At 64.9% G+C, this 17,632-nt stretch carries 18 protein-coding genes; 5 read left to right on the plus strand and 13 right to left on the minus strand.

The window, feature by feature from the left end:
* Positions 1–102 precede the first annotated feature (102 nt).
* Positions 103–552 carry a hypothetical protein gene (locus tag BLU15_RS02700; protein ID WP_060516042.1) on the plus strand — a complete coding sequence of 150 codons (450 nt, stop codon included), beginning with the start codon at positions 103–105 and terminating at the stop codon, positions 550–552.
* A gap of 122 nt (positions 553–674) precedes the next feature.
* Here the strand turns inward: BLU15_RS02700 and BLU15_RS02705 are convergent, their stop codons facing one another.
* Positions 675–1,337: a LysE family translocator gene (locus BLU15_RS02705; protein ID WP_090294197.1), complete on the minus strand. Its 663-nt coding sequence runs from the start codon at positions 1,335–1,337 to the stop codon at positions 675–677.
* 240 nt (positions 1,338–1,577) lie between these two features.
* On the opposite strand from BLU15_RS02705, the gene BLU15_RS02710 reads away from it, so the two are divergent.
* Positions 1,578–2,177 carry a class I SAM-dependent methyltransferase gene (locus BLU15_RS02710; RefSeq protein WP_090294452.1) on the plus strand — a complete coding sequence of 200 codons (600 nt, stop codon included), beginning with the start codon at positions 1,578–1,580 and terminating at the stop codon, positions 2,175–2,177.
* Positions 2,178–2,770: 593 nt separating this feature from the next.
* A complete protein-coding gene (locus BLU15_RS02715; protein WP_090294199.1) occupies positions 2,771–4,291 on the plus strand; it encodes an arylsulfatase B in 1,521 nt (506 codons plus the stop codon).
* Between the two features lie 33 nt (positions 4,292–4,324).
* On the opposite strand, the gene BLU15_RS02720 is transcribed toward BLU15_RS02715, so the two are convergent.
* The 12 genes from BLU15_RS02720 to BLU15_RS02775 all read right to left on the minus strand — a co-directional run bounded on the left by BLU15_RS02720 (position 4,325) and on the right by BLU15_RS02775 (position 16,101).
* Positions 4,325–4,618 carry a hypothetical protein gene (locus BLU15_RS02720; RefSeq protein ID WP_226020593.1) on the minus strand — a complete coding sequence of 98 codons (294 nt, stop codon included), beginning with the start codon at positions 4,616–4,618 and terminating at the stop codon, positions 4,325–4,327.
* Positions 4,619–4,788: 170 nt separating this feature from the next.
* The gene (locus tag BLU15_RS02725) at positions 4,789–5,496 is read right to left on the minus strand and encodes a L,D-transpeptidase (RefSeq protein ID WP_090294202.1); all 708 of its coding nucleotides are present in this window, start codon (positions 5,494–5,496) and stop codon (positions 4,789–4,791) included.
* Positions 5,493–6,407 carry an ABC transporter substrate-binding protein gene (locus BLU15_RS02730; RefSeq protein WP_090294453.1) on the minus strand — a complete coding sequence of 305 codons (915 nt, stop codon included), beginning with the start codon at positions 6,405–6,407 and terminating at the stop codon, positions 5,493–5,495. The genes BLU15_RS02725 and BLU15_RS02730 overlap by 4 nt, the downstream gene beginning before the upstream one ends.
* 544 nt (positions 6,408–6,951) lie before the next feature.
* Entirely contained in the window at positions 6,952–8,685 is a 1,734-nt protein-coding gene (locus tag BLU15_RS02735; RefSeq protein WP_090294204.1) for a methyl-accepting chemotaxis protein, read from the minus strand.
* A 118-nt stretch (positions 8,686–8,803) separates the two neighbouring features.
* Positions 8,804–9,319, minus strand: coding sequence for a metal-dependent hydrolase (locus BLU15_RS02740; protein WP_060582795.1), 516 nt, complete (start codon positions 9,317–9,319; stop codon positions 8,804–8,806).
* 129 nt (positions 9,320–9,448) lie between these two features.
* Positions 9,449–9,664, minus strand: coding sequence for a hypothetical protein (locus BLU15_RS02745; RefSeq protein ID WP_034792977.1), 216 nt, complete (start codon positions 9,662–9,664; stop codon positions 9,449–9,451).
* 139 nt (positions 9,665–9,803) lie between these two features.
* Positions 9,804–10,718 carry a 4-hydroxybenzoate octaprenyltransferase gene (ubiA, locus tag BLU15_RS02750; RefSeq protein WP_090294206.1) on the minus strand — a complete coding sequence of 305 codons (915 nt, stop codon included), beginning with the start codon at positions 10,716–10,718 and terminating at the stop codon, positions 9,804–9,806.
* A 406-nt stretch (positions 10,719–11,124) separates the two neighbouring features.
* The gene (locus BLU15_RS02755; protein ID WP_034793680.1) at positions 11,125–11,787 is read right to left on the minus strand and encodes a peroxiredoxin; all 663 of its coding nucleotides are present in this window, start codon (positions 11,785–11,787) and stop codon (positions 11,125–11,127) included.
* A 360-nt stretch (positions 11,788–12,147) separates the two neighbouring features.
* The gene (locus BLU15_RS02760) at positions 12,148–12,705 is read right to left on the minus strand and encodes a DsbA family protein (protein WP_034792975.1); all 558 of its coding nucleotides are present in this window, start codon (positions 12,703–12,705) and stop codon (positions 12,148–12,150) included.
* A gap of 115 nt (positions 12,706–12,820) precedes the next feature.
* Positions 12,821–13,810, minus strand: coding sequence for a threo-3-hydroxy-L-aspartate ammonia-lyase (locus tag BLU15_RS02765; RefSeq protein WP_090294208.1), 990 nt, complete (start codon positions 13,808–13,810; stop codon positions 12,821–12,823).
* 63 nt (positions 13,811–13,873) lie between these two features.
* Positions 13,874–14,461 (minus strand): hypothetical protein, encoded by a 588-nt coding sequence (locus tag BLU15_RS02770; RefSeq protein ID WP_090294210.1) that lies wholly within the window; start codon positions 14,459–14,461, stop codon positions 13,874–13,876.
* Between the two features lie 128 nt (positions 14,462–14,589).
* Positions 14,590–16,101 (minus strand): MocR-like pyridoxine biosynthesis transcription factor PdxR, encoded by a 1,512-nt coding sequence (locus BLU15_RS02775; protein ID WP_090294455.1) that lies wholly within the window; start codon positions 16,099–16,101, stop codon positions 14,590–14,592.
* A gap of 93 nt (positions 16,102–16,194) precedes the next feature.
* On the opposite strand from BLU15_RS02775, the gene BLU15_RS02780 reads away from it, so the two are divergent.
* Positions 16,195–16,818: an FMN-binding negative transcriptional regulator gene (locus BLU15_RS02780; RefSeq protein ID WP_089043521.1), complete on the plus strand. Its 624-nt coding sequence runs from the start codon at positions 16,195–16,197 to the stop codon at positions 16,816–16,818.
* 131 nt (positions 16,819–16,949) lie between these two features.
* Positions 16,950–17,582 carry a LysE family translocator gene (locus tag BLU15_RS02785; protein ID WP_060516033.1) on the plus strand — a complete coding sequence of 211 codons (633 nt, stop codon included), beginning with the start codon at positions 16,950–16,952 and terminating at the stop codon, positions 17,580–17,582.
* The last annotated feature ends 50 nt before the right edge of the window (positions 17,583–17,632 follow it).

Raw genomic sequence — 17,632 nt, forward strand, 5'->3', positions numbered from 1 at the left:
CGGCAGCGGCACCCGGCGCCTGATAACCCAAAGTGGCAAATTGCCGGAGAAGGAGGCGAAGCGTAAAATTTCTCCCCTCAATTCGACCGGAGGGACTAGGCCATGAGCAGACTGTTTATCCTGTCGGCTGGCGCCGCCCTGGCGCTGGCACAAGCGGCGTCGGCGGCACCCGCAGCGCCGGAGACGCACCCCCTCAAGATCGCCAAGGAGTGCAGCCAGTTCACCGGCGACACCCCGAGCTTCTGCACCATTACGGAATCGAACCTCGAAGCGATCCCGGCTGGCAGCAAAATCCTCTACTATGGACCGGTGGTCGCCAATCCCCTCTTCTCCAGCAGCACCGCCGTCATCGCTGTCGGAAACGGCGACTCGGCGCTCGGATACTGCGTCGTCTACGATACGGCCAAGCCGCCGCTCGGCACCTGTGCGTTCCACGCCGGCAGCGGCACGCTCGCGGGCTTCCAGGCGATCGTGAAGGTCACGGTTGACGACAAGCAGATCTGGCACTGGGACGGAGACTACGTGCTCGGCACGACCCAGGCGGCCAAGTGAGACGGTAGGCATTGCCGGCTCCAGACCCGGCCAATCGACACGACGCGGCAGATGACCTAGGCCCTCTGCCATCAAGCAACGTCTTTCAAGTGCTGTCCCCGCCCAGCGGGGACAGCACCGCCTCACGTTTTGACCGCCGGCGCGCTGGCGTTGCCTGCAAACAGGAGCCGGAAGCCAAGCCCCAGCATGACGGCGCCGGTAAAACGCTGCTGCCAGACGAGCAGCCGCGGAAAACGATAAAGCGCCTGCCCGACCGTTCCCGAGGCAAGCGCTACCGAACCGAGCGAAAGGATGCCGGCAAGCTTCTGCACGGTGCCGAGCACGGCAAGCTGCAGCCAAACGGGGCCGGCGGTCGGGTCCACGAACTGCGGCAGGAAGGCGAACATGAAGAGCAGCGACTTCGGGTTCGTCAGGCTGTTGATCGTTCCCTCGCGGACCGCGCGCCAGTCGGACACCTCGGTCGCCGCCAGCCGCTTGCTTTCAGCCGCATCGCCGAAACTCGACCAGACCATGCGCGCGCCGAGATAGAGCATGTAGGCGGCCCCCACCCACTGCAGAAAAATGAGACCGGCGGGATAGGCCTTCAGCAGCGAGGCGACGCCGAGGACCAGCAGGCCTACCTGCACGACGCCGGCGACGAAGATCATGCCGACCACCGTCAGCAGCGCCACCCGGCGCCCCTGCCCGATCCCGCGGGCGAGCACCAGCATCATGTCCGGACCGGGCGTGATCTCCAGAACGAAGAGTGCAGCAACGAAGGTCAGGAAAATGGGAAGATCGACCATTGAAGGTTCCGGCTGAGGACAACTGCCACATGCTTATCCGGAAGCGTCAGGCCTGTCGATCAGCCCGCTTTACCCGCAGCATGCCGATATTTTTTGCTCCGCCTGCCGCCATCTTCGTCTAGTCTGCTCTCGGGCTTCGAACGGAGAAAAACGATCCATGACGAAACGCTGACGGAACGGATTTTCGCAGCCCAAGGCAATCGCCCTTCCCACGCCGGCGCCAACGCCCAGAAAGCATCGATGACAAAACCCGACGACGACACCCTCGCCTTCTATCGCGACAACGCCGCCACCTATGCGGCGCGCGAACGCAAGCCGCCGGCAACCCGTCTCGCGGCCTTCATGGCCCGTCTCGCCCCCGGCGCCTCGGTGCTCGATCTCGGCTGCGGCGGCGGGCATGACAGCCTTGTTCTGCTGGACCATGGCTTCGACGTCAGCGCCTGCGACGGTTCGGCGGAACTGGCGCGGGAAGCCGAAGTGCGCATCGGCCGCAAGGTCGAGGTCATCACGTTTCAGGAGATCGTTTGGGAAGGACGGTTCGACGGCATCTGGGCCGAGGCCTCGCTTCTGCATGTGCCGCGCACGGAGCTTGCCGACGTGCTCACACGCATTCGCCGGACGCTGAAGCCGGGCGGTCTTCTGCAGGCGAGTTTCAAGGCCGGCGAGACGGAAGGCCACGACCGCTTCGGCCGCTACTTCAACTACCCCTCAGCCGACTGGCTGCGCGCCTGCTTCGAAGACGCCGGCTGGCCCGAGCCTGACATCAGCGAGGCCGATGGAAGCGGCTATGACGGCGAACCGACCCGCTGGCTGCATGTCTCGGCAAGGCGCACGGCTTGAACCGGTTCAGCGCTACGACCGTAAAGCCATGCAGATCGAAGTGCACGACGCCACGTGTTGTCGCGGTTCAGCGACGGCAAGCTTGAAGCGCCCGCGCGCCATTGCGGAACCCCTCCGGGTCGTCCACGGACCCCGTTTTGCTTCCCCGCGCCCTCAGGCCTCGCGGCTGAAGTAACTCAGGATCAGAAGCGTGCAGATTGCCGCAACGATCAAGGCGTCGAAAAGCGCAAAGTGCTCGAAGAACGAGAGCATGGCATGTCCTCCTTCCAACTAAACCTATGAGAGCATAGATTTTCCAAACTTGGAAGAAGTTCTGGAAAATATACTGACCAAACAACGCAATTCTCCAAAATACTATCTGCACTGCAGCATTATTTATTTGCACTGCACAAAGCTTAATTCCATGAAAATTATCGGTGACAGTGCCGCGATAGCTCAACGATACAGCCGTCGATAGGCGGTCAACGACGCGCCATTTCGCCCCTTTGCCACCACGACAATGTTAATTGACGGCGCTACCGGACGGTGCAGATATTAGAAATATCGAATAAAAGATCCGCCGTCCGGTCGGGTCGCATTTCCAGGGGGTGCGCATGTCTGAACTGCAAGCGAACAACGCCCGTGCAAACGCATGCGGCGGCAAGACGGCTGGGGCGGATCCGGAAGCCGGCCTGACCCGGCGCGACATTCTCATGAGCAGTGCGGCGATCGCCGTTGCCGCCGGGCTGCCGGCGAGCCTTGCGGCTCTTGCCCCGAATGCGGCGCAAGCAGCCGGCGCGACGGCGCCGAACATCGTCTACATCATCGCCGACGATCTCGGTTGGGGCGATGTCGGCTTCCGCGGCTCGGACATCAGCACACCCAATCTCGACAGGCTGGCGGCGACCGGCGTAACCTTCGACCAGTTCTACACCCAGCCGATGTGCACGCCGACGCGCGCAGCCTTCCTCACCGGCCGCTACCCGCTGCGCTATGGCCTGCAGACGGGCGTGATCCCCTCGTCCGGCTCCTACGGGCTGGCGCTCGACGAATACCTGCTTTCCCAGGTCATGAAGGATGCCGGCTACAGAACCGCGCTGGTCGGCAAGTGGCATCTCGGCCATGCCAAGCCGGAATATTGGCCCAAGCAGCGCGGCTTCGACACCTTCTATGGCGCGCTGGTCGGCGAGATCGACCACTTCAAGCACGCCTCCCATGGGGTGAAGGACTGGTACCGTGGCAACAGGCCGCTCGAGGAGACCGGCTTCGACAACACGCTGATCGGCGACGAGGCAGCCCGGGTGGTCGAAAGCCACGATCCCGCAAGCCCGCTCTTCCTCTACCTCGCCTTCACGGCGCCGCACACGCCCTTCCAGGCGCCCGATGACTATCTCGAGCGCTACAAGCACATCGCCGACAAGAACCGCCGTGCCTATGCGGCGATGATCTCCGTGCTCGACGACGGCATCGGCAAGCTGCTGGCGTCGCTTGAAAAACGCGGCATGCGCGACAACACGATGATCGTCTTTCACAGCGACAATGGCGGTGTGACGAGTTCGCTCTTTGCCGGCGACAGCAAGGTGAGCGGCGGGCTGCCGGCCGACAACGGCCCCTATCGCGACGGCAAGGGCACACTCTACGAGGGCGGCACCCGCGTGGTCGCGCTTGCCAACTGGCCGAAGAAGATCAAGCCCGGCAAGGTCGCAGGCATGGTCCATGTGGTCGACATGTATCCGACGCTGGCAGCGATCGTCGGCGCGACGCTCGACAAGAACCAGCCGCTCGACGGCATCAACCTCTGGCCCTCTTTGAGCGAGGGCAAGCCGACGCCGCGCACCGAGGTTGTCTACAACGTCGACCCCATGGGCGGCGCCGTGCGCCGGGACAACTGGAAGCTCGTCTGGAAGGCGACGCTGCCGCAAAAGGTCGAACTCTTCGATCTTGGCGCCGACCCGTCCGAGGCACACGATGTTTCGGCCGATTACGCCGACCGCGTGCGCGACTTCCAGGACTGGATCACCAGCCTTGCGGTCGAGATGGACCAGCCGCTGCTGCTGATGGACGCGGCGCGCCTGACCTTCTACGCAGCGCCCGTCGTTGCCGATCCTTCGACGCTGTTCAATATTGGTGATTGACGGCCGGCAGCATGGCCGCGGCCGGGTTGTCTGCTAGACCGGCGTGACCGACTTCACGCTGCCGGCGGTGTCGACGATGCAGGTGAACTTGCGGCCGGCGGCGTCGAGGTCGACGCTGTAGGAGGCGGCATCGAGCGCCCGCGAACTGGTCGGCAAGACCTTGGCGCTGTCGACCTGGGCAGCACCGGCGGCCGCATGGGCACACAGGAGCTGCAGATCAGCCGGCGCCGTCTGCAGGCTGGTGCGCGCCATATCCTCGGGCTTGGGCGCGGACTGGCAACCGCTGATCGCGGCCGTGGCCGCCAGCGCCAGAACAAGGCCTTTCATACGCAATATCCCCTCGCTCACCACGTATCCTCCCCTTCGCATCTTCTGTCCCTGTTTCTTCGCGCGATCGACCACCCGTGTCCCCGGCGGCCGATCGGTTCTTTCCTGGCGCCCGCAAGGTGCCTGCGCCGACGCGCCGCTCTCAAGCGACCCGTCTTGCCTATACTGCCTCAAACGCCCTTGTAGAGCGCTGCCCCCTGCATCAGCACGATCACCTTGGCGCCGATCTCGATGCGCGAATGCAGGTCGATGACGTCGTCATTGTTCATGCGGATGCAGCCGGAGGAAACGTCGAGCCCAATCGTCCAGGGCTCCACCGTGCCGTGGATGCGGTAGATCGTGTCCTGGTCGCCCTCGTAGAGATAGAGCGCGCGGGCGCCGAGCGGATTGTCCGGCCCGCCGGGCATGCCGGCCGCCCATTTCGCCGCATTCGGGTCGCGCGCCACCATCTCGGCCGGCGGCGTCCAGGTCGGCCATTCGGCCGTACGCCCGACGCGCACGATGCCGGCCCAGCCGAAGCCCTCCCGCCCGACGCCGATGCCGTAGCGGATCGCCTCGCCGCCGGGTTGCACCAGGTAGAGGAAGTGCTGGTTGCCGTCGATGATGATCGTGCCCGGCTGTTCCGCCGTTCGGAAGGTCACCACCTGGCGGCGGAACGCCTCTGGCAGCTGATTGTTGCGGGCGAAATACTGCCGCGCTTTCTTCTTGTCGTAGTTCACCCATTTCTTGGTGCGGGCATCGTAGATCTGGGTCTGCGCCCAGGCGGCGAGCGGCTCGAGCGTAAGGGCGGCGGCAAGCACCGCGACACCGAGCCTGCGCCGCGTCCACAGGGGCCGGTCCGTGCCGGCAAGGCGATTGTCGTCAGAACGTCCGCTCATGGCTTGGCCCACCCGTCGATGCGCGCCGCGTTGTCCTCGGCCCATTTCTTCGCGTAATCGGCCGGCGCCTGCCGCTCGACCTCCAGCGCGTAGCTCATCTTCGTCACTTCCTCCGGCGAGAAATCCACCTTCTCCAGGAACTTCGCGACATCGGGGTGTTTCTTGCCGAAGGCAGTGGCATAGGCAATCTGGAAATGTGCCGCTTCCCAGGCGGTCGAGGCGCTGGATTTCGACACCCAGAGCGGGTCGCTCGGCGGCAGGATCTTCCACTTGGCGGCATCGTGCGGCGGCTCTTCGAGCCGTGCGATCGGGTGCAGCTCGAACACGTGATGCGGCGCGTAGCAGTAGAACACCATCGGCCTCTCGGTCGCGACGGCCGCATCGACGGCAGCCATCGCCACCTCCTCTTCCGCCTCGAACAGCGTCAGCGTCTTGTCGTAGCCGTAGCCGGCCGCCCGCGCCCGCTCGATGCCGGTCGAAAACCAGGTGGCGGCGCCGATCCACATCTCGCCCTTGCCGTCGCCGTCGGTGTCGAGGACCTTGGTCTTTTCGGGGTCGCTGAGATCGGCGGCGGACTTGATCGTCTTGGCCGCTTCCGGCGTGGCGCAAAGGCCCTGCCAGGCCGGCACGCTGCGTTCGGTCAGCTGTCCGACCCCCTTTTCGGTCACGTATTTGCGCACGACGTCTTCGAAGTTCGGTCGCCAGACCTCAGGCTGAATGTCGACCGTGCCCGCCTCGAAACCGACGAAGGCATTGAGCGTACCGAGTTCCTTGACCTCGGCATCGAGCCCGAATTTCTTGGCGATGCCCACTTTCAGGATATTGGCCGTCGCCTGGCCCGACGGCCAGTTCGGCATGGCGATCACCAGATCGGCGGCAGTGGCAGGCAGCGCCACGGATGCGGCCAGCATGGCAGCCAGCACCGCTGGCAGAAACCTCGACTTTTCCTTCACAATCCCCTCCGGCCTCGAGCAATCGATGCGAATGACGTCGTGAATGCGTATGTCGTGCTCAAGCGACGCCAAAGCGCGTCGCAACTCTGCAGGTTTCCCTTGATCGCGAGACCCTGCAGCTCTTCAGAATGCCATGGCGACCTGGCGAGACGCACGGGCGCCGTTGGCGAATGCGAAGCTTATCAATGCCTTGGGCCTTTGGCCCTGCTCTTCCCGTGCCGTATCCGGCATCTTCGTTCGTTGGCCGGCAGAATGCATAGAACCGTGGGCTTCGTCAACGTATCAGCGATACCACACGTTGCACGGACACGTCTGCCGATCGTCTATCACGCGCCAATGCCACGGGAGACCTCGGAGACGGTGCGGTCACAATTTCGTTGCTGCGGTAAGGCTCTCCAACGCACGAAGGTTGCCTTGGAGGGGATGAGGCGGGCCGCACCCCCGGCCCGCCCGCCCGCGGAACGGCAGGGCATGATCGCCCCGCACGTCCCGCTTTGTTCCCTCAGGCGGCCCGCGCGTCGGCCGCGCGGCGACGGTCACCCATGCCGCCCGTTGCCGCTGCCGTGCCCGCCTCGCGCCGCTCGGCACGGCGGTTGAGCTGGAAGCGGTTGACCAGTTCCGTCAGCCGCTGCGCGCCTTCGGCCAGCCGGACGCTGACGTCGGCGGTGCGCTCCACCATGCCCGCATTCTTCTGCGTCATGACGTCGATGTCGTTGACCGCAGCATTGATTTCGCCGAGGCCCGCCGTCTGCTCGGTCGCAGCCGTCGCGATCGCCGCGATCCGCGTGTCGATCGCCGCGACGAAGTCCTCGATTTCCTTCAGCGCGCTGCCGGTATCGCCGACGAGGCGCACGCCTTCGGCGACTTCGGCGACCGAATTCTGGATCAGCGCCTTGATCTCCTTGGCGGCCTTGGCCGAGCGCTGGGCGAGCTCGCGCACCTCCGAGGCAACGACCGCAAAGCCCTTGCCGGCATCGCCGGCGCGCGCCGCCTCGACCCCGGCGTTGAGCGCCAAAAGGTTGGTCTGGAAAGCGATCTCGTCGATCACGCCGATGATCTGGCTGATCTCCTCGGAGGCCGCCTTGATGCGTTGCATCGCCGTCACCGCATCGCGCACGACGCCGGAAGAGCTGTGCGCCGATTGCCGCGCATTTTGCACCAGTGCGCGGGTCTGCTGGGTGTTCTCGGTTGAGGTGCGCACCGTCGCCGTCGCCTGTTCCAGCGCCGCCGAGGTCTGCTCCAGGGCTGCCGCCTGCTGGCGCGTGCGGTCGGCAAGATGCTCGGCGGCATCCTTCATCTCGTGGCTGTTGCTGTTGAGGTCGCGGGTCTGGCTGAGCACGGCCGACAGCGTTTCCTGGAACATGCCGATCGAGGTGTTGAAGTCGCGCCGTAGGATTTCGAGCTCACCGACGAAGGGCTCGTCCAGCGTCATGCGGATGTTGCACTCGGCTAGGCGGCCGAGCCCGGCGCCGATCTCCTGGACCGCAAGCACGCGGTCGGAAACGTCGACGGCGAATTTCACCACCTTCGACACGCGACCGGCATCGTCGAGGATCGGATTGTAGGACGCCTGGATGAAGACCGTCTTGCCACCCTTGCCGATACGCTTGAACTGGTCGGTGACGAAGCGCCCGGCCGCAAGGTCGCGCCAGAAGCCGGCATAGGCGGGCGAATGGACATCGTCCGGCTCGCAGAACATGGAATGGTGCCGGCCGACGATCTCGGGAAGCGCGTAGCCCATCGCCGAAAGGAAGTTTTCGTTGGCGGTGATGATCTCGCCCGAAGGCGTGAATTCGATGATCGCCTGGGCCCGCGACAGGGCGTCGATCTTGCCCTGATCGTCGGTGCTCTTTGCCTTCGACGCGGTGATGTCCGTCGCGAACTTCACCACCTTGTAGGGCTTGCGGCCGCGAAACACCGGATTATAGGAAGCCTCGATCCAGATCTCCCGCCCGCCCTTACCGATGCGCCGGTACTGCTGGCTGTCATATTCGCCGCGGGCAAGGCGTGCCCAAAAGTCGGCATAGGCAGCGGACGCCGCCTCCTCCGGCTGCACGAACATGCGGTGATGCCGGCCGCCAATCTCGTGGAGATCGTAACCCATCGCGCGGCAGAAATTCCCGTTGGCGGTCAGGATCGTGCCGGAAAGATCGAATTCGATGATCGCCTGCGACCGGTTGATCGCATCGAGCATGGCTTTGGCATCGGACGAAAAAAGAAACGGCAGGCCAGTCATGAGGGCGGGACCTATAGCTAACAAATCGAAAAGGGATACATGCGAATTGTAGCTATTCGTATGATAAATTTCTTAAGCGATTCTTTTCGCGCCCCCTAGAATTGCCCTGCTTTTGCTCTCATGCGGCCTCGGTCCCGATCGTGCGCCGCGCTCTCAAATCGTGCAAAGCGAAATGGCCGGCAAGCAGCCAGATCAAAACTTCGAGCGCAAAGGTCCAGTGCAAGAGGAAGTTCAGGTACCAGGGTTTGTAGACCGCCTGCACATGCACAAGGTTCACCCTGAGATCCACAAAAGGAAAGAACCAGCGGATATCAGCCGCGACAGAATCCATCACCAGATGCAGGAGCACGCTCGAAAGCCCGACACCGACAAGGACGAGCTGTTTGCGCCGCCCGGTGGCGATGAGAACAAGCGCAACCGTCGCCGCCAGCACCAGCCAGAAGATCGGCGTGTGCACCCAGTAGTCGTGATGCGGCGTGCGGCGCTGGTCGATCAGGTAGAAATAGGCGAGATCGAAATCCGGCAGGACGGAACAGACAAGCCCGACACCGAAGATGGCGCGGGCCTGCGACGGGTTGCGGCGCGCAAACGGGCGGCACAGCAGATACCCGGCCGGCAGATGTGCAATGAACAAGCAGGTTTCCTCCCGAAGCGCGGCGAAACCCGCGCCCAACAGGCGCAGTCTTGACGCGAACGCCGAGGATTTGCAACCGAACTTGTCGCTTTGATGGCTTCCACCCACAGGCATCGCTGCCAGCGGACGTTACCAGTTGCCCGGATCTGCCGTGTGGTCGACGCTCGCGAATTCGTCCGCCTTGTCGCGCTCGAGCGTCAGCCTGGTAATGTTCTTCGCCTCGTCGGTGACGGCGTAGGAAAGCGGCGCCGGCTCGCGGGTCAGATACTGGTACATCAAAAGGGCCGCCTCCTCGGCGCTATCGGCCTCGAATTCCTTGGCGACGCTGACGAAGAACCTTTGCATGGCCTGCCCCTGCCCGTTTGACTGCGCTGAACGCCTGGATATGACATCTGGATATGACATGGAGCGCTCGCGCCGGGCGTCAATGCGTCGCCCGCCTGTCGGCCGTATTCCAGGCGGCAGGCCGGACGTTCGGCGTCCCTCAAAAACTTCCGGCGAGAGCGGCGGCAGCCAGCAGCACGCCGGTCAGGATATTCGTCAGAAACAGTCGATAGCTGATTTCGGGGCGATCGAGGTCGAAGCGCCGGGCCTGCCACGCGAGATGGGCCGCGATCACCACCATGCCGATGGCATACAGGCTCGACATGCCGAGCATCCAGCCGCCGACAGACCAGGCGGCCAGCGTCAGGCCGTAGAACAGGGCGATGCAGGCCTTGCCGCGGGAGCCGAACAGGATCGCCGTCGACTTGAGACCGAGACGCGTGTCGTCTCGCACATCGACATAGGCGTAGGCCGTATCATAGCCGATCTGCCACGCAACGGCGCCGGCCCACATCAGCACAGCGCCCGCCGGAACATGTCCGGCAACCTGCGACCAGGCCATCAGCATGCCCCAGTTGAAGGCAGCGCCCAAGACCGCTTGCGGCCAATGGGTGAACCTCTTGCAGAAGGGGTAGAGGAACACGAGCGGCACGACGCACACCGCAAGCACACGGGTCGCGGGGCTCAAGAATACAAGGAGCGAAGCGGCGAGCGCAAGTTGCGCAATCAGGAAGACAACGGCCCGGGACATACCGATCTCACCATTTGCAAGCGGACGAAACCGCGTGCGCTCGACATGCCCGTCGAAATTGCGGTCGGCCATGTCATTGATGGTGGAGCCGGCACTGCGCATCAGAAATGCGCCGAGCGTGAAAACCAGAATATCCCGGATCTCGGGAAGGCCATGCGCCGCCTGGAAAAGCGCCGCCCAACAGGGAAAGAGCGTCAGCCAGATACCGACCGGCCTGTCGAGCCGCGCAAGACGGGTATAGGGCCGCACCGCCCGCGGCAACCGGCGATCCACCCAGTCGCCGCGGTGAATGTCTGTCAGGTCGGGGCGGCTTGCTGCGGTCATGGGGCGGGTCATCCAGTCAGCGTGCGGCGCGCTCCGGCGGCGGTCGCAAACAGCGGCACTATAGGCGCGGGCGTGCTCAGATAAAGGAGGGATTCTGTCGCAGAGGAAGCAGGCTTCCGGCGCGGGGTTCGCCGCTCCGGCAACCATGGGTCGTGGGAATGGAAGCTAAACGGCCTATCCGCCGCCCCCCAGAGGCGGGGAAAAGGAAACGCGGAAGGCACGCCAACGTCCCTTCTCCCCGCATGCGGGGAGAAGGCGCCGGCAGGCGGGTGAGGGTCAGCTCCCTCACCGCAAGATGAGGGGCAGCCCCCTCGTCGCGGAATGCGGATAAACCCTCACCCCCAGCAACGAAGGACGAACCCGTAACGCGGGCGCTTCCGCGCCCTGGCGAAATGTCAGCCCCGCCTCAGCCCTTCGGCTGCGGCACGATGCGGATATAGGGCTTCGGCGCGCGCCAGCCCTCCGGATAGACCTTGCGGGCATCCTCATCCGTGACGGAGCCGGCGATGATCACGTCGTCGCCCTGCTGCCAGTTCACCGGCGTTGCCACCTTGTGCTTGGCCGTCAGTTGCAGCGAGTCGATGACGCGCAGCACCTCGTCGAAGTTGCGGCCTGTCGTCATCGGATAGATGAGAATCAGCTTGATCTTCTTGTCCGGGCCGACGACGAAGACGTTGCGCACCGTCTGGTTGTCAGCGGGCGTGCGCTTGGTCGGATCGCCGGAAACCGGCGCCGGCAGCATGCCGTAGAGCTTCGAGACGGTGTAGTCGACATCGGCGATCATCGGGAAGTTCGGCGCATGGCCCTGTGTCTCCTCGATATCGGCGGCCCAGCCGGCATGGCGGTCGAGCGGATCGACCGAAAGGCCGATGATCTTGACGCCGCGCCGGTCGAATTCCGGCTTGATGCGCGCCATGTAGCCGAGCTCGGTGGTGCAGACGGGCGTAAAGTCCTTCGGGTGCGAAAACAGCACCGCCCAGGAGTCGCCGATCCAGTCGTGAAACCGGATCGTGCCGTCGGTTGTCCCGACCTCGAAGTCCGGTGCGAGGTCATTGATTGCAAGCGTCACGATACCCTCCAGTTGTGTATGCACCGCGCCCATCCGGAGCGGTGGCAGCGCTTAGATTTTTGGCAACGCGGCGTCCGAAAAGGCGCTCAAAAAGCCCGCTGTATTCCTCTGGCTTTTTCCAACACGTGTTTTCCGACGGAAATCGGCCGGAGAGAAATCCTTTAGAAAAACAAAATATTACAGTGGCCTCCGCCCTGTCATTCAGACGCTTGGCGCCGTCGCGCGAGGCTCAGTGTGCCACTTTTGCCGGTTAAGGCAACTGTTAAGACGGGCGTCGCCAACGGCCCGGTCGAGCCCCGGGAAAATGCCCGCAACGGGGGCCTGGCCGCTGCCCGCCGGAAGCGTCCCTTGCAACCTTCGTCAGGCGAGCAACTTCGCCGCCCAGGCCGAAACATCATCGCCGCTGCTCACGTCCGGCCGCACGATCCCGTCGATCATGAAGGTCGGGGAGACGTGGATGCCGTTCTGGCGGGCGTACCGGCAATGCCATTTGATCTCCCGATCGAGATCGGGGATCGCAAAGGCCGCCTTCAGTTGCACGCCGCTATAACCTTCCAGTCGCTCGATGATCGTGTTGGGGGTCACGTCCATGTTGGGCCCACCGGCGTGGTGGGTGAACTCGAACTCCTCCCGATGCGCAGCGACGGCCGCGATGACGGTCTTTGCGGTCTCCTTGCCGCCCGCCAGCGTCGAGGCCGCAAGAATACAGCGAACGACGACGCCGGAATACATGTGCCAGGGCTGCGACTGCAGCCGGATCTTGATGGTGATCCTGTCCGCGCCGGCGCGGGCGAGAAGGGCATCGAGCTTGCCGAATGCCTTGGCCGAGTAAGGATCCGTCGGTTCCAGAAAGACCTCGAAGAGGTGCGGACCGGTGCCCCAGGTAAGTGGATCGGCGTGCCAAGGTGCGTCTGTCATGTGATGTCCCCTTCTTCAAGCCGCCTGATCTGTTCGATGAACGTCGAGAGCCATGCGCCCGGTCTGCAAGGCTTCGACGAAATGGCGGGCACCAGGACGGCGGTCCGGTTAAAGTTCACGTCGCCTGCAGCAGCGCGCCGTAGGTCGCCAGATCGGCATTGCCGCCGCTCAGGACGATGCCGACGCGCTTGCCGGCGCAGGCAAGCACCCCCTCGAGCACGGCGGCCGCCGCAAGGCAGCCGGTCGGCTCGACCACGATCTTCATGCGCTCGCCGAAGAAACGCATGGTTTCGACCAGCTGTGCGTCGCTCACCGTGACGATGTCGGCGACCGCGCGCTGGATAATCGGAAAATTGTGGGCGCCGATGCTGGGGGTGAGCGCGCCGTCGGCGATCGACTTCGGGATGGCGATTTCGACGATCCGGCCCTGGCGCAGCGACTGCTGGCCGTCATTGCCGGCCTCGGGCTCGACGCCGACGATGGTCGCGCCGGGCGAGCGCTCCCTGGCGGCGAGCGCGGTGCCGCCAAGCAGCCCGCCGCCGCCGAGCGGCGTGACGATCAGGTCGAGCTCACCCACCTCCTCGATCAGCTCAAGAATTGCCGTCCCCTGGCCCGCGATCACGTCCGCATGGTCGAAGGGAGGGATCAGCACGGCGCCGCGCTCGGCCGCCAACCGGGCGCTGATTGCCGAGCGGTCTTCCTTGTAGCGGTCGTAGAACACGACGTCGGCGCCATAGCCGCGCGTTGCCGCCACCTTCATGTCGGGCGCATCGGCGGGCATGACGATCGTCGCTGCGACGCCCTGCAGGCGCGCGGCATAGGCGATCGCCTGGGCATGATTGCCGGAGGAAAAGGCGACCACGCCCTGCCTCGATCCCTTTTCCCTAAGCGCGGCGATGGCGTTATAGGCGCCGCGGAACTTGAAGGCGCCGCCGCGCTGGAAGTTTTCCGCCTTGAAGAACAGCCGGGCGCCGGTGGCGGCATCGGCCGTGCGCGAGGTCAGGACCGGCGTTCGGTGCGCGATCCCGGCGATCCGGTTTCGGGCCATCTGCACGTCGTCGAATGTCGGAATGCGCAATGCCTCGTCCGCCGCTGAAACTGCCATCGAGTCTCTCCCCTGAGCCTGCTTTCCGGAGGCTAGTAAAGACCGCCATGCAAGGCAAGGACGTCAGCCGTGTCCCCCATTTTTGGACGCCTGCCCATCTTGGGGCGGGACCGTGCGGTAATGGTCGACGGCGAAGCTGAAGAGCACCTTGAGCATGAAGAGGCCTGAGACCGCCATCATCGCCGGCGTCAGACCGGGCAGAAGCGGCAGGCCGGCAAGGCCAATCGCTGTGAGCAGCCCGCCGACGAAGGTCTGCGCCTCCCGCCCCGCCAGCCGGTTGACGAGCGCGGCCGCTGCGATCGTATAGGCCCAGACGACAACCGCGGCCGCGATCCCGCTGCCAAGAAGCAGCGCGACTAGGACGATGTGGAAATGGATGGCGATGAAGATCCAGCGGTTGCACGGCCGGGCTGCGTAGAAATCATTGGTCGACGGCGTGAAATTGGCGACGCAGCCCGCGGCGATGTCGAGCACGAGAACAAGCGCCAGCGCCGCCCGCCACCAGGCAAGATCGGCAAGCGTCGACCCCGCAGACAGCGCGAAGACGACGGCAACGCCGGCTCCGAACAGGAGTATGGCGGCGAGATAGGCGAGTGGTTGCTCTTCACCGAAAACGTCGTGCAGGTGGGGATGGATGCGAAGAGATCTCATGGAGGTCGCCTGGGCAAACGCGGAATGGCCGCCACTATGAAGGGACGTTGGCCGGGCGCAAGCGGCTAACCGTAACGTGCCGCCGGGATGCCCAGCCGCGCACGGGCTCCGCTCCGCCCGCTCCCGACCTAAGACGGCTTCGCCTCCGCCTTCTCGTCGCCCCAGGACCGCAACACCTGCGCAAGTGCTGCCACGCCCTTGCCGATCTCGGCCGCCTCGAGGCTCGCATAGCCCATGACGATGCCGGCCCGGTCCGGCCGATGGCCGGCATCACCTGCCGCATAGAGCGGCGAAACCGGATAGAGGCCGACGCCAGCCGCCCGCGCTCGCGCGATCAGCGCGTCTTCCTGCGCCTTTTCCAACTGCTCGAACCAGACGACCACATGCAGGCCGGCATCGGCGCCGGATATGGTCACCGCGTCGCCGAGCTCCGCCTTGAGCGCCGTCAACAGGGCCTCCCGCCGGCGGCCATTGTTGCGCCGGCTGCGGCGGATGTGGCGCTCATAGGCGCCGCTTGCAATCATCGCCGCCAGTGCTTCCTGCTCGAGGCTCGGCGAATGGCGGTCGATCAGTTGTTTGGCGGCGGCAAAGGCCGGGACAAGCGGCGGCGGCACGACGAGATAGCCGAGCCGGAGCATCGGCGAGAGGCTCTTGGAAATCGTGCCGAGATAAAGCACGTTTTCCGCCTGCCCCATGGTCTGGAGCGGCGGGATCGGCCGGATGTCGTATCGATATTCGCCGTCGTAATCATCTTCGAGCACATAGGCCCCGGTTCGCCTGGACCAGGCCAGAAGCTCCTGCCGCCGCCGGGCCGAAAGCACGCTGCCGAGCGGGAACTGATGCGAGGGCGTGACATAGGCGAGCCTGGCATCCTCCAATTGTTCGAGGATGTCGGTCCTCAGCCCTTCCGCGTCGACCGCGAGGGGAACCACCGCGGCGCCGGCGGCGGCAAAGACCCGGCGCGCCATCACATAGCCCGGATCCTCCATCGCCACTCGGTCGCCAGCATCGACGAGCACGCGCGCCGCAAGGTCCAGCCCCTGCTGCGAGCCGTTGACGACGACGATCTGATCCGGATCGCAACTGAGCCCCCGCGCGCGCCAGAGATAGGCCTGCAGGGCCATGCGCAGGGCAGACGAACCGGCGGGGTGATCATAGGCAAGCCGCGACCTTCGCCGGCGGAGCGCCGCGTTGACCGACTGCCGCCACGCCTCCTCCGGAAAATCCGCGGCCGACAGGTCGCCGTAACGAAAGTCGGCAATCAGCCGAGCAGAAACCGGCGGCGTCCAGATCGGCCCGTCGCAAAGGGCAGCCCCCAGGCGTGACAGGCGAACCGCCGCCGCACCCTTGTCCCGATGCTTCTGGCTCGCTGGACGCCCGGGCGCGGCCACCGAGCCGGGACCCTGCCGGGCCGCAAGCAACGCGACCCGCGAGCGCGCGCCCTGCCGGCTTTCCAGATACCCCTCGGACAGAAGCTGCTCATAGGCGGCCGTCACCGTCGTGCGCGAAACGCCAAGCTCGGCGGCGAGCGCCCGCGTCGACGGCAGCAGCGCCTCGGCGCCATAGGTGCCGTCAAGGACCTGTGCCTTCAGCGCCTCATAGATCCGCCGGGCGGTCCCGACCGTCGACTCTTCTTTCATCGTCACAAACTGGCCCACGCATTTATACGGAAACTGGATATTCTTGGCCGTCCAGTTTGCCTCTATGACGGGACGAGCACAAGGAGCGAGATCATGTACACACCGCCTGCCTTCAAGGAAGAAACGCTGAGCGTGTTGCACGACATCATCGAGGCGGCTTCGCTTTCGACCCTCGTCACCGCCACGGCCGATGGTCTGCTTGCGACCCCGCTGCCGCTGCTGCTTGATCGCAACGAGGGGCCGAACGGCACGCTCTACGGCCACGTCGCCCGCGCCAACCCGCAAGGAACGACACCGGTCATCGGCGCGGCTATGGCGACCTTCATGGGGCCGGACGCCTATGTCACGCCCTCCTGGTATGCCTCCAAGCGCGAACACGGCAAGGTCGTGCCGACCTGGAACTATGTCGCCGTGCACGCCTATGGCGCGGCCGAATTCTTCACCGACGAGGACCGGCTGCTCGACATCGTCACGCGGCTGACCAACCGGCATGAGGCCGGACGAGCCGAGCCCTGGCAGGTCAGCGACGCGCCCGCCGCCTTCGTCAAGGCGCAGCTTCGCGGCATCATCGGCCTCAGGCTGCCGATCGAGCGTCTCGACGGCAAGCGCAAGATGAGCCAGAACCGCAGTGCCGAGGACCGCACCGGCGTCGCGGCAGGGCTTGCCGCCAGCGCCCGCCGCGAGGATCGCCTCGTCGCTGAGGAAATACCGGTCTGACCACGGACGAACGGACCGCCGGCGGCTGACCCGCCGGCCCGAGCACTTGTGATTTTCCTTCAACTTTCCCGCGCAAGCCCTTACAACGACTCCCGCAAGAGCCCACGCAGCAGCAGACGAGGTATAACCGCATGCCATCGCTCGACATTCTCCTCACCTTCTTCGTCACCACGGCGATCTTCGCCTATATCCCGGGCCCGGCCATGCTCTACGCCGCCGCCCAAACCGTGGCGCGCGGCCGCTCTGCCGGAATGATGGCCTCGCTCGGCATTCATCTCGGCTGTTACGTGCACGTCATTGCGGCGGCTGCCGGCCTTTCGATCCTGTTTCATGCGGTGCCGACGCTGTATCTGGCAGTGAAGCTTGCCGGGGCCGCCTATCTCGTCTGGCTCGGCTTCACGCTGATGCGCACCAAGGCGACGGGCGACGGCAGCCTGCCCCTGACCGAGGCGAAATCGGCGCGCCGCGCCTTCTTCGAGAGCATCACTGTCGAAGTACTGAACCCGAAGACCGCGATCTTTTTCGTCGCCTTCCTTCCGCAGTTCACCGATGCGTCTGCCGCCTTCCCGATCTGGGTGCAGTTCCTGCTGCTCGGCGCCCTCGCCAACCTGATGTTCTCCTCGGCCGATATCGTCTGCGTGTTCCTCGCCGGCGCCGTCGTCTCACGGATGCGCCGCTCCGGCAGGGCGCAGCGCCTGATGCAGCGCGCCGGCGGCACAGTGCTGATCGGGCTTGGCGCCCACCTCGCCTGGCAGCGGACCTGATGCCCGACCGATGAGCCGGCGCAGCGCCAGCCGATTGGCGCTGGCCGACT

Origin of the sequence: Ensifer sp. YR511 (assembly GCF_900103045.1) — a bacterium.
Lineage (GTDB): Bacteria > Pseudomonadota > Alphaproteobacteria > Rhizobiales > Rhizobiaceae > Ensifer > Ensifer adhaerens.

What these genes read in the sequence shown, in the direction of transcription:
- BLU15_RS02700 (WP_060516042.1), top strand. Translation starts at nt 103, where the DNA reads ATGAGCAGACTGTTTATCCTGTCGGCTGGCGCCGCCCTGGCGCTGGCA.
- BLU15_RS02705 (WP_090294197.1), bottom strand. Translation starts at nt 1,337, where the DNA reads ATGGTCGATCTTCCCATTTTCCTGACCTTCGTTGCTGCACTCTTCGTT.
- BLU15_RS02710 (WP_090294452.1), top strand. Translation starts at nt 1,578, where the DNA reads ATGACAAAACCCGACGACGACACCCTCGCCTTCTATCGCGACAACGCC.
- BLU15_RS02715 (WP_090294199.1), top strand. Translation starts at nt 2,771, where the DNA reads ATGTCTGAACTGCAAGCGAACAACGCCCGTGCAAACGCATGCGGCGGC.
- BLU15_RS02720 (WP_226020593.1), bottom strand. Translation starts at nt 4,618, where the DNA reads ATGAAAGGCCTTGTTCTGGCGCTGGCGGCCACGGCCGCGATCAGCGGT.
- BLU15_RS02725 (WP_090294202.1), bottom strand. Translation starts at nt 5,496, where the DNA reads ATGAGCGGACGTTCTGACGACAATCGCCTTGCCGGCACGGACCGGCCC.
- BLU15_RS02730 (WP_090294453.1), bottom strand. Translation starts at nt 6,407, where the DNA reads ATGCTGGCCGCATCCGTGGCGCTGCCTGCCACTGCCGCCGATCTGGTG.
- BLU15_RS02735 (WP_090294204.1), bottom strand. Translation starts at nt 8,685, where the DNA reads ATGACTGGCCTGCCGTTTCTTTTTTCGTCCGATGCCAAAGCCATGCTC.
- BLU15_RS02745 (WP_034792977.1), bottom strand. Translation starts at nt 9,664, where the DNA reads ATGCAAAGGTTCTTCGTCAGCGTCGCCAAGGAATTCGAGGCCGATAGC.
- ubiA (WP_090294206.1), bottom strand. Translation starts at nt 10,718, where the DNA reads ATGACCGCAGCAAGCCGCCCCGACCTGACAGACATTCACCGCGGCGAC.
- BLU15_RS02760 (WP_034792975.1), bottom strand. Translation starts at nt 12,705, where the DNA reads ATGACAGACGCACCTTGGCACGCCGATCCACTTACCTGGGGCACCGGT.
- BLU15_RS02765 (WP_090294208.1), bottom strand. Translation starts at nt 13,810, where the DNA reads ATGGCAGTTTCAGCGGCGGACGAGGCATTGCGCATTCCGACATTCGAC.
- BLU15_RS02770 (WP_090294210.1), bottom strand. Translation starts at nt 14,461, where the DNA reads ATGAGATCTCTTCGCATCCATCCCCACCTGCACGACGTTTTCGGTGAA.
- BLU15_RS02775 (WP_090294455.1), bottom strand. Translation starts at nt 16,101, where the DNA reads ATGAAAGAAGAGTCGACGGTCGGGACCGCCCGGCGGATCTATGAGGCG.
- BLU15_RS02780 (WP_089043521.1), top strand. Translation starts at nt 16,195, where the DNA reads ATGTACACACCGCCTGCCTTCAAGGAAGAAACGCTGAGCGTGTTGCAC.
- BLU15_RS02785 (WP_060516033.1), top strand. Translation starts at nt 16,950, where the DNA reads ATGCCATCGCTCGACATTCTCCTCACCTTCTTCGTCACCACGGCGATC.